This window comes from Amycolatopsis sp. NPDC089917, assembly GCF_040684635.1.
Lineage (GTDB): Bacteria > Actinomycetota > Actinomycetes > Mycobacteriales > Pseudonocardiaceae > Amycolatopsis.
The window spans coordinates 22,435-32,868 of sequence record NZ_JBFBGL010000026.1; the positions used below are offsets into that span (position 1 = coordinate 22,435).

At 62.4% G+C, this 10,434-nt stretch carries 6 protein-coding genes; 3 read left to right on the forward strand and 3 right to left on the reverse strand.

The genetic code is table 11. The features are described from left to right. Positions 1-605: 605 nt before the first annotated feature. Positions 606-1,472, reverse strand: a complete 867-nt coding sequence (locus AB0N89_RS20095) for a hypothetical protein (protein ID WP_364206501.1) — start codon at positions 1,470-1,472, stop codon at positions 606-608. Between the two features lie 465 nt (positions 1,473-1,937). On the opposite strand from AB0N89_RS20095, the gene AB0N89_RS20100 reads away from it, so the two are divergent. The 3 genes from AB0N89_RS20100 to AB0N89_RS20110 are packed head-to-tail and all read left to right on the forward strand — an operon-like array spanning position 1,938 to position 5,961. Then, entirely contained in the window at positions 1,938-3,863 is a 1,926-nt protein-coding gene (locus tag AB0N89_RS20100) for an AAA family ATPase (RefSeq protein WP_364206503.1), read from the forward strand. Then, positions 3,860-5,584 (forward strand): ATP-dependent helicase, encoded by a 1,725-nt coding sequence (locus AB0N89_RS20105; protein ID WP_364206505.1) that lies wholly within the window; start codon positions 3,860-3,862, stop codon positions 5,582-5,584. The genes AB0N89_RS20100 and AB0N89_RS20105 overlap by 4 nt, the downstream gene beginning before the upstream one ends. A gap of 20 nt (positions 5,585-5,604) precedes the next feature. Continuing rightward, on the forward strand, positions 5,605-5,961 hold the full coding sequence (locus AB0N89_RS20110) for a hypothetical protein (RefSeq protein ID WP_364206507.1): 357 nt from the start codon (positions 5,605-5,607) through the stop codon (positions 5,959-5,961). Between the two features lie 44 nt (positions 5,962-6,005). Here AB0N89_RS20110 and AB0N89_RS20115 read toward each other — a convergent pair whose 3' ends face one another. After that, positions 6,006-7,277 carry a hypothetical protein gene (locus AB0N89_RS20115; protein ID WP_364206509.1) on the reverse strand — a complete coding sequence of 424 codons (1,272 nt, stop codon included), beginning with the start codon at positions 7,275-7,277 and terminating at the stop codon, positions 6,006-6,008. Next, the gene (locus tag AB0N89_RS20120; RefSeq protein WP_364206511.1) at positions 7,274-9,556 is read right to left on the reverse strand and encodes a Piwi domain-containing protein; all 2,283 of its coding nucleotides are present in this window, start codon (positions 9,554-9,556) and stop codon (positions 7,274-7,276) included. The genes AB0N89_RS20115 and AB0N89_RS20120 overlap by 4 nt, the downstream gene beginning before the upstream one ends. Positions 9,557-10,434: the final 878 nt, after the last annotated feature.

Consider the following 10,434-nt stretch of genomic DNA (forward strand, 5'->3'; position numbering starts at 1 on the left):
GGGTTTTCGTACTGTGGAGCTAAGGGGACTCGAACCCCTGACCCCCTCACTGCCAGTCTGGTTCGATCAAGGCGCTTACCTGCGGTTATCGAGAACCCGCTGGTCGGCTGGCGCAGTTGTGGGCTGTTCAACGCGGTTCAGTGTCGTTGGGTGCGGTTGTGATCGACGCTGTGCTCCAGATCTGCTCCAGGAAAATTGGTGTGAGAGCCGGTCTGTTGGTGGTAGCTGTGGGTGGTTGTCGCCGTTGCGGACGCGACATCTCGTCACTGGTGGGACTGCTTCCACGGTCGGGGGGCCATTACTCGCAACGTTCAGTTACGAAGGTTGGGCGGGCTCGTCACCTGGGCTGCTTGCTATAGCGTCTGGTGCTGTTTCCCAACTCCAGGAGACGCAGAGCGTGCGCACTGGTTGTGTTCTTACCACTGGCGCGGAGGCGGATGATCTGGGTGACGATCACCCGGACAGAGGTGAGGCCCATGGCGTGCAGTGCCACGGTGATCACGCGTCAGAGGCCGGAGCGAGTTCTGCGCCGTCAGCGGTGGAGGTAAGTAGCGCGATTGGTTTGGATCCTCGAGCTGGGGCGATGCTTTGTCAGCGCGGTGAGGTCAGGTTCTTGTCCGATGCTTCTGGAGCTTGGTGATTGTCGTCTCAAGTGAACTAGCGAGTGTGGCTAGGCGACCGTATTTCTCGATGTATCTCTCGACGGTGTCCCTGTTCGAATGCACGATTGCGGATTGAACGGTCCCGGTGTCGCCTCCGACGACACCTACCGATACCCGGCGATCGCCGAAGACAAGGTAATCGAACTCCTCTCGTAGCCTTGCTTCCGAATGCAGGACGATCTCGATGCGTATCTTGGTCGCAAGGTCTTTCAAATGTGCGATCATGACGTCGTCGCCGAAGGCCACGATATCTTTGAACAAGTAGACACGGGTCACGTCGACTCCCCGCTGTGCCGCGGCGATGTGAGCTTGAATGGATGCCAGGTAACGCACGTCGGCGATCTGTTCGCGGGCTCGCTTCGCCGAGACTGTTGAAATCGGACATGTCGATCTGAGTACCTCGCCCTTGCGAAGATCGTCGATGGATCTGACGTCGTCTTCGAAGACTTCGTCAATTGACTTGAGGTAGTACGTACCGGTCACAAGCTCATCGATTTCTTTGCGCAACTCGGTATATCGGACGAGGACTGCGCTGTCTCTTTTGGCTAGCTGCTGAATCTGGTTGAAGCCTTGTGTTTCTCGTTCGACGTCCCCCATGCTTTGCGATATCTCGCTCAACTTGAGCCTGGCGCTTAGTGCGACAGAGACGGATATTCCGATGAGCGAGATCAGAAGAGCGTCTTTGACGGCCGAGGACTGCGGCCAGAAGTAGCTTGCCGTGGCTATGACCAAAGTAATCAAGAGGCCGATGACAAGGCCGGCGAGCGCCGGCGACTTCGGCGTGGAGCTGTTCCCGCGACGGTTCCTCATCGAGCACGACCTTCCCCTGCGTGCTTACCGGACTCATGGCCGGATAGGTGGTAAACAGACTAGCTCTCGTGTTTGTCTCTTCTCGATTCAGGGCGGATGCCGACGCCCTCGTCGGGTGTCTCTCTCCACGGGGCGACTCTCGGGCCTGCGGCCGATCGTTTCTTGAGGAGTCCGCCTGAGCTTCCCCCGGTTGTCTGGACACCTTGAATGTGGCGCGCCGGATCGGTCTGCGGGTGTGTCACTATCTGACACACCCACCACTGTGGCCAAGTTATGGCGGGTGTCGTTTGGCACGCAGGCGCTTCCGACTCGGTGTAACACCTGGCCTGAAAGTACGACTCTGTGTAACACTGATCATGGTGATCACAGGTTCGAGCTGCGGCTCGGTGCAAGGAGTCGCACAGGTGAAGCTGATTTCGGTCGATGCTCGGAACTTCCGTTCGCTGAGGAGCTGAAGAACCAGACATGAAGATCCGTCAGATTCGCCTCAAGAACTTTCAGTCGTTTGGTTCTGCACCGACCACCATCGACCTCGATGAACTTACTTACATCCTCGGCCCGAACGGGGCGGGCAAGACGGCCGTCCTTGAGGCGCTGTCGCGACTCTTCAGCCCTCTTACTGCTCAGCGTATCGTGCGGATCGAGGACTTCCATGTCCCGGTTGCCCGAATCGCTAGCGAAGTCCACGCCGAGCAGCCAGTCCTCTGGCTCGAAGTCGACATCGAGTTTCCGGAGGCCGGAGACGATGGACAGCACGCGTCGATCCCACCGAACTTCTCGCACATGGCGCTTGAGACTCCAGACGGCGTGCCCCGCATCCGTGTGCGTTTGACGGCTGTGCTCGCGGTGGACGGCGAGATTGACGAGACGATTGAGTACGTCCTTCAGGCTGACGAGGAAGGTGAGCCAACCAGCAGGGCCGAGATGTCTCGCTACGACCGAGGGCACATCGAGGTCCACTATCTGCCGGCCCGCCGCGATCCAGCCGACCACATTTCGTACACCACCACATCGCTCATCGGTCGCATCCTGCGCGCCGCTGACTGGAGTTCCGAGCGCGAGGCGCTTGCCGGCCTCATGACTGACATCACCGACGTTCTCGTCGCCAACGTAGCTGTCGCGACGATCGGGGACCAGTTGGCCGAGGAGTGGTCTGGCCTCCACTCTGGAGCGTTCTTCAAGGATCCGTCCATCGCCTTCGGGCGTGGTGAGCTTGAGGGAGTCCTGCGCCAGCTGACTATGACGTTTTCACCGTCCCACGAGGGAACACCGCTTCCCTTTGAGCGTCTCAGCGATGGGCAAAAGTCGCTGCTCTATATCTCACTGGTGTTGGCATGGCAGGCACTGGCCAGGCGGGTACTGAGTGGCAAGGACACCTCACTCGACCCTGATCGCCTCCGGCCGCCGGTCCACACCGTCATCGCGCTCGAGGAACCCGAGAACAGCCTCGCACCGCAGTACCTTGGCCGAGTCATTCGGCAGTTGCGCGGGGCTTGTGAAGACGGCGACGTTCAAGCGCTGATCGCGACCCATGCGCCGACGCTCTTGCGTCGGGTGCACCCCGAGTCGATCTGCTTCCTGCGCCTCAATGCTGACCGTGAGACAACGGTGCATCACATCGTTCTCCCCGATGACGACGAAGTGGCATCCAAGTATGTCCGGGAGGCCGTCCAGGCCTATCCGGAACTCTACTTCTCCCGGCTGGTCATTCTCGGCGAGGGCGATAGCGAGCTGGTCGTTCTACCGCGGGTGCTGGCAGCGCATGGGATCGCCGAGGACGACGCCTCGGTCTCGGTGGTGCCGCTGGGCGGTCGTCACGTGAACCATTTCTGGCGACTGCTCAATGAGCTTGAGATTCCGTACGTCACGCTGCTCGACCTCGACTCGGGCCGTTACCACGGCGGCTGGGGTCGCGTCCGCAACGCGCAACGGCAGGTCAACAAGGTCAGTGCAAAGCCTCCGTTCAAGAAGGAGGACATCGACGCCCTGCCGAAGTGGAACGACGACCGCGATTTCCCGGCCTACAAGCCCGACCGTGGTGCAATCGCGGTGCTGGAGCGGCGAGACGTTTTCTTCTCTCACCCGGTCGACCTGGATCTGATGATGCTGGAGTCATACCCAGATGCCTACGAGGTGGATCCGGTCGAGCCGGACGAGTCGACGATCGTCGCGGTGCTCGGGAAGAGTCACGCTAACGAGGCGAGGCTCGACGGCGACGTCTTGGAGTTGTTCGACGACTACCATGCCAAGTTCGACCTGAAGAGCAAACCAGCGACGCATCTCGCGGCTCTGTCCACGCTGACTGACGAGGAACTCTTGGAGGGGCTCCCTGACGTGCTGAGCAGGCTCGTCGAACGGGTGCGGGAGAAGCTCGCGGAGCTTCCCGAGTGATCCGGAAAGAAGACTGGCAGCCCGTCGACGGACTCAAGCTCGAGCCCAATGCCCTCACGGCTGTGACCACGACCGATCGCAATGTCGTTGTCGCCGCCGGGCCAGGGGCGGGCAAGACCGAGCTGCTGGCCCAACGCGCGGACTTCCTCCTCCGTACCGGAGCGTGCCCATACCCGCGTCGGATCCTCGCCATCTCGTTCAAGGTGGACGCCGCGCGAAACCTGCGAGACCGGGTGCGCACTCGATCGGGTAGGCAGTACGCGGCGCGCTTCGACAGTTTCACCTTTCATGCCTTCGCGAAGCGACTGATCGACAACTACCGGGTGCTGCTGACAGGCGAGGACGCTCTCGACCCGGACTACACGCTCGACACGCATGATCGGATCCCGCGCAAGCAGATCACCTTTGACGACTTGGTACCATTGGCGCTGGAGATCTTGGGTAGCAGCCGCTTCGCCGGAGGAGCGCTCCGGCAGACCTATAGCCACGTGTTTCTCGACGAGTTTCAGGACGCCACCAAGGATCAGTATGAGCTCGTCAGTACTGCGTTCCTCGGAACCGAGGCGATTCTCACGGCTGTCGGCGATGTGAAGCAGCGCATCATGGTCTGGGCCGGCGCGCTCCACGGAATCATGAAGAAGTTCGCCGACGACTTCAATGGCATGCCCTTGCCGCTCTACCAGAACTTCCGGTCCGCCCCGCGCCTGCGCAGGATGCAGAACCGCATGATCAAGGAGATGGATCTAGCCGCGGCCAGCCCGGACAAGGAGCTCGTCGGAGACGAGGGCGTCATCCAGGTCTTGCACTTCGACAGTCAGGTCGACGAGGCGGAAGCTGTTGCCGACCTGATCGAAGGCTGGCTCACAGCAGACGTGCCGCCGAGCGAAATCGCGGTACTCGTCCGCCAAAAGTCCCAGCAGGTGACCGAGTTCCTCGGGGAAGAGCTTCATGATCGAGGTATCCCGTACCGGAACGAACAGGACAGTCAGGATCTCGCCGCCGAACCGGCCGCGGCCCTGATCTTCAACTTCATCCGTGTGATCACGACCGCCCGACGACCCGACGCCTACGCCGAACTCATGCGGGTCGCCGCGCGTCACGGCGCAAATGAAGAGGCGGCGCTTCAGTTCGACAGTCAGCTCAAGCGACTCCTGCGAGATTCCCGAGCGACCGTGTGCAACCCATCATTTGCCAAGGAAGATCTGGATACTTGGCGGCCTGTCATCTCAGCTTTCCTGGAACTGGTGTCACGTCCGGTGCTCAACACCCTGGCGCCCGCTTATCAGCAGGGCACTTGGCTCGATGACGTGATCGAGAACGCGCTGGAGGCATTCGGCAAGGAGCTTGCCGTGGATGGGGATCCGGTCAAGGCGCTCAAGCGGCTGGCCGAGCTTGACGCCGTCCGTGTTCTCACGATTCATAAGTGCAAGGGGCTGGAGTTCGAGAAGGTTGTGGTGCTCGGTGTCGAGCAGGAGCTCTTCTGGGGCGATGCCGCGACGTCGGAGTTCTTCGTTGCCATCTCGCGGGCAAAGAACGAACTCGTTCTGACACACACGGATTTCAGGGCGCGGCCAAGCACTCCGGTCAAGTACTGGCGGGAGTACCGAACCGCTCACAGTGAGTTTCTGGCCTACGCCGACGACGGCGCCGGAGATAACGAACGGGATGACTATCCCGCTGCTATAGTTTCGTTAGCCGACCGAAAGACGAACAGCCGCTGAAAGCCGGGTATTCCATGAACATGTCCACCGACATCGAGGTCGAGTTGCTGCCGCCCGAGGCCAGTGCTGACGAGCGGACGATGGCGCATATCGCCGCACTCGTGAACCAGGTGTACGCGGCTGCCGAGGATGGCCTGTGGGTACCCGGCACACCGCGCACGAACGTCGAGGAAATCCGGGAGTTCACGAAGGCAGGGCAAATCGTCGTCGCGCGGATCGGCACGCAGATAGTCGGCTCCATTCGCGTCCAGGACCTCGACGAGAGCGCCGCCGAAAGCGGAATGCTTGTCGCCGATCGGCTGTCGGCCATCGGGAGCATGGCCATCGGCGATCAGGTCATGGGCGGGCGTGGACGTGATTTCTGCCCCTTCGCTTGAACGTTCGCGGGCTCAGGTCCGGGTTCGTGGTCCGGCGCTGATGATCACGAGGTGGGCTTGCGGCGGTCGGGAACAGGCAAGTGGCTGGGGCGAGACACGATGACGACATCGGTGATGTCCGGCAACTTCAGCAACGCGTTGCGGGTGATGCCGTGCTCCTGCACGGAACAGGACTCGTCGTAGATGAACACGGCCAGTTTGCGGTAGGGCTCGTTGTCGGTCAGGTAGCCGAAGAGGTCTTGCATGATCTCTTTTTCGAATGCCTTGAAGTCCGCTGCTTTCCGCGCGTACTTGACCTCGATGAGTAATCCGAGTGAGGGAATGCCGAAGTCGGCCCGGTAGGTGCTGTGGCCGAGCTTCCGAAGGGTTTCCTCGTCGACGAGGTCTTCGAAGGCCGTGCGAAGGATGAGCCACACGATGTTCTGGACTTCTCGTTCGGATTTGATCGGCCAGCGGATGGGGTCTTGCAGCGTCTCGTCATCGTGGCGCCATTGCCTCATGGCGTCTTCGAATCTGCTCAGGAGCACGCCGACGTGACTCCGGGACAGAACGAGGTCGTGCGCGCCGGCCGTGACGATGTGGATGGCGGCGGCCAGCATCAGGGCGGCCCGTGGGGCTGAGGTCACTTCGGTCTGTTCGAGCAGGAGGCCGCTGAGCAGCCGGGTGCGGAGGCCGTCCAACTCCTCCGGTCCGGGAAGCTCGACGGAGCCGGACCCGGTGGCGGCCAGCCAGTGCACCCCGGCGAGCTCGACCGGATCGTTGATCGAGCCGACGTCAGGTCGGAAGACGCTCGTCGCTCCGATGAGGTGGCGTGCGTGCTGTTGGAAGATCGCGAGCAGCGGGGTCGCTGGGCGCAAGCGCGGGTCGAGGAGTACTTCGGTCAGCCAAGCTCTGGCCTGGGGCAAGGTCTCGTGCACGGCGTTGGCTGCCAGGGCGAGGCCCACGACCTGGCGTGGGTCGTTGACGAATGTGACGCCGTCGGCCTGGAAGGGGTCTTTTCGCATGAGACCCGGTAGTCCGTCGGTGAGGTGGCGGCGGCCGAGTAGAGAGGTGGTCGAAGGGAACTCGGCGAGGCTGTAGCCGAGGATTGCCAATCCGGGCGCATCTCCAAGACGGTCATCGTTGTCCCGCAGCCACTGCGGCGTCATGGGGTCGACGTTCCAGACGATGCTTGGGTGTTTGCCTCCGAGGATGTGGTAGGCGAGCAGGCCGTCGAGGTGGCCGGGCAGGTTCGCGGAAAGGATCAGCTGTTCCAGGCGCGCGATCTGGGTCGCCAGCAGTTGTGGCACGGGGCCGCCCGATGCCGGCGCGGTCACAGGAACCACCTGCTCCAACGAAGCTTCGTGGTGACGGCGTCAGCGTTCCAGTTCCGTACGTGGCGAAGGTGGCCTAACAGGCCTGCGATGAGATCCGAGTACAGGATCGTGACCGGCTTGTTCGACGGGTACATCCGCCGCCACGACATCGCGGTGAACCGGAATGCTTGCCGTGAGAGATATTCGATGTCGGTGAAGGTCGACTCGCGGTGGAGTTTCAAGCGCATCGGCTTGGGCGCGCCGTGGAGAGGGCTCTTGATGTCCATCGGCCCGCTGACGGTCACCAGCATCTCGTCACGTCCGATCGGCACGGCGTAGCCACGTTCCGGTACGAGGTACCCCTTGGCCGGGCCGCGACTACCGGACGTACCGGTACTGGCACGGTCGAACATCACCCAGTCGTGGTCGGTGCTGATCTGCACGAAGGCGAACTCGACCTTGGCGTACCGCCCGGTGAGGTCTCGGACGAGGTCCTTGACCGCGGTCGCTTCCGCGTCCTTCAGCGGCTTGAACACGTGGAACATCAACCGGATCTCATCGGTGGGGTCCCATGCGTTTCGGGATTTGATGGCGTTGATGCTTTCGGTCAACGACCGCAGAAGCTCACGGGGGTACTCGTCGTAGTCAGCCTCGCGAGAGGTGCTTGAGAGCAGATAGTTGCCGTCCGCGGAGAACACCGTGGTGATGCCGACGACCCGTTCTGCTTCGGCATTGCGGCTGGCCTTGACGTGGGCGCTGCCGATGCCGATGACCAGCTCCTGAGCGAGAGCGCGCGGGGCTGCGATGACGAATGGGATACCGCCGAGTTTGGCGTAACTTGCCAGCGCGATGGTGTTGAGCGGGTGAGCCAGCTTGTCCATCCTGGCCGTCTCGACTTGGATCTCCTGGACCGGGACTCCCTGTCCCATGAAGACCGACTTCGCGACGAGGTACGGGCTGTCGTTGCCGGTCAGGTGGACCTGGGCTTCGCTCGTGATGACGATGGCCAGGTCGATCTCCCCGGACTGTAGCGCCGACTGACAGGCTTCGCGATAAGCGCGAGCATCGGTCGGGCCGCCGTCAAAGGGTTCCAGATGGATCTCGTAGCCTGTGAGGTGGTACTTGCGGATGAAGCCCTGGCTGAAGACGCCATCACCGGGCACACCGTTGAGGAACTTGGTCAGGAAGTTCTCGACGATGCCTTTGTGCTCCCGGGGCATGACGACGGCGATGCGCGGCTTCTTCTTGGCGAAAAACTCAACGTCGAAGGGACCGTACGCGTTCAGGCCGCGGTCAACGGAGCGGTGGGTTTTGTCGCCTGCCTGGTCGAAGGTGAAAACAGGCTCGTCATAGCGGGTCCACCGCGTTGCGCGCGACTCGTCAGAAGTGCCGACCGGCTGACCCAACACCACCGCAAGGTCACGGGCAATCGGCAACTGTCCATCTTTCGACAACCAGTTGGCGATCTCCGTGGTCTTCTTGAGCCTTCCGGACGCGCCCATCAGGCCGAACGCTTCCTGGTCGAGCTGTCTGAGGATCCTGGCCCCGCCGGCGCCGCCCAGCGAAGTGGTCACGTTGTTGAAGACCTCACGGCGGCTCTCCAGCCAAGCCTCACCGGCCGGGATCCGTGTTGCGCCAGGCGCGTCACGGAGGACGAGGTCCGTGCCGTCGACACGGTCGATCGCTCCGACGGTCCGGCGGGTGCCATAGGGGTCCATGTCGGGGAACGGCTGATAGGTCCCGTTGTCGCCGACCACGTAGAGACCACGGACGGCGACCCCTCGAGTGATCAGCTCCTCGACGGTTAGGTCGATCTCGTAGCGCGTCTTCACTGTGACGATCACGCCAGGGCCACCGTTCGGCCCGATTGTCCTGCTGTCCAGGGAATATTGTGGGTATACGTGGAGATCTGAGAGGGCGCCCGGCATGGTGTTGCCGCTTGCCCGAACCAGCAGATCCTTGTCGGGTGACCGGGAAACGAAGGCTGCCCTGCGCGGGCTCTGCAGCTTGTACCCCCACTCGACGACCGACCGCATCAGAGCCTGCTGAACGAGCTTCATCGTGAGCCGCTGGTACTCGCGTGTGACGAACGTGGTTGGCGTCCCTCGCTCCTCCGCGTCGTCCGTCAGCGGTATGCAGGCGACGCCTCCGCGTGTACGTGAGACCACGTGCGTCTCCGCCAGCTCCGCGCGGAGGGAGTCAAGGTGCTCATGTGACACGAAGTCGACCAGCCCGCCCTTGAACGCGCCGCTCGTGAACTTGACCGGCAGGAAGTTGAAGGCCAGTAGAGGGCCGCTCATCCCCGAAACGTCACTCACTATTCGTGTCCCTCCCGTGACCCGATGTAGTGTCGGAGGCGCCTCTCGGCCGAATACCGCAGCCGCCTCACCTGTCAGGCTGACATTCTTCCATCGGTGGACGCCGAGGTGGCGTCGGTCAGCCCGAGGACCCGGACGATCGTGCCGGTTCTCGCAGAGCGCATACGGGCGGCGGGGGCGCCCTGCCACCGCCAAGCGAACATCTGTTCTATCCTCGTCGAGGTCGGATGATCGATGGCTACGAGACGTGCAGGTCAAGGAGGTGGGCGGACTGAGTTGGCTGGTGCGGGAGCGTGTCACCGGGTGCGAGTGGCGCTTCGAGACAAGTGACATGGCATGGAACGCCGGAGGCTACGACCTCCGGCGCTTCGAGCTCCACGTGGTTGACGAGCGGGTGGTCGGCGCTACGGACGGATACCCGGACCTGGTGCCTTTGTCCAGTGCCGCTTGGGGAGTATCTCCGCGTGCCTGCGTGTCGCGGACGTAAGCAGGGGTTGCCGGGGCCGACCAGTCAACGAACGGCTCACAGGGATTGTGTGATCGGCAATCGGACCTGAGCCTGCCTGTCCCGTCCATCGTCAAGTGTATGCGCGAGCTCGCCCCGTCAAATCCTGTTTGGTGGGCTGTGGAGCTCCGGGAACGCGTGGCTTCCTGGGGCACAACCTCGGTCACGTAGGAGAGGCCAGGCCGGAACGGTCCACGGGCGCACGTGAGCACTGTGTTCGATCGTGGCCAGTTGGTTCGTCCATGCCATGAACCGGGAAGTCGGTCGTGGGCCCGCGGCCTCGCGGTGATCCGCGCGGTCGCGAACGGCGCGACCGATCTCCGCACCCTGGTCGAGTACACCGGGCTGGGCCGCA

Excerpts from the sequence above, each read along its gene's own strand:
- AB0N89_RS20095 (WP_364206501.1), bottom strand. The coding sequence starts at position 1,472 with ATGAGGAACCGTCGCGGGAACAGCTCCACGCCGAAGTCGCCGGCGCTC.
- AB0N89_RS20110 (WP_364206507.1), top strand. The coding sequence starts at position 5,605 with ATGTCCACCGACATCGAGGTCGAGTTGCTGCCGCCCGAGGCCAGTGCT.
- AB0N89_RS20120 (WP_364206511.1), bottom strand. The coding sequence starts at position 9,556 with ATGAGCGGCCCTCTACTGGCCTTCAACTTCCTGCCGGTCAAGTTCACG.
- AB0N89_RS20100 (WP_364206503.1), top strand. The coding sequence starts at position 1,938 with ATGAAGATCCGTCAGATTCGCCTCAAGAACTTTCAGTCGTTTGGTTCT.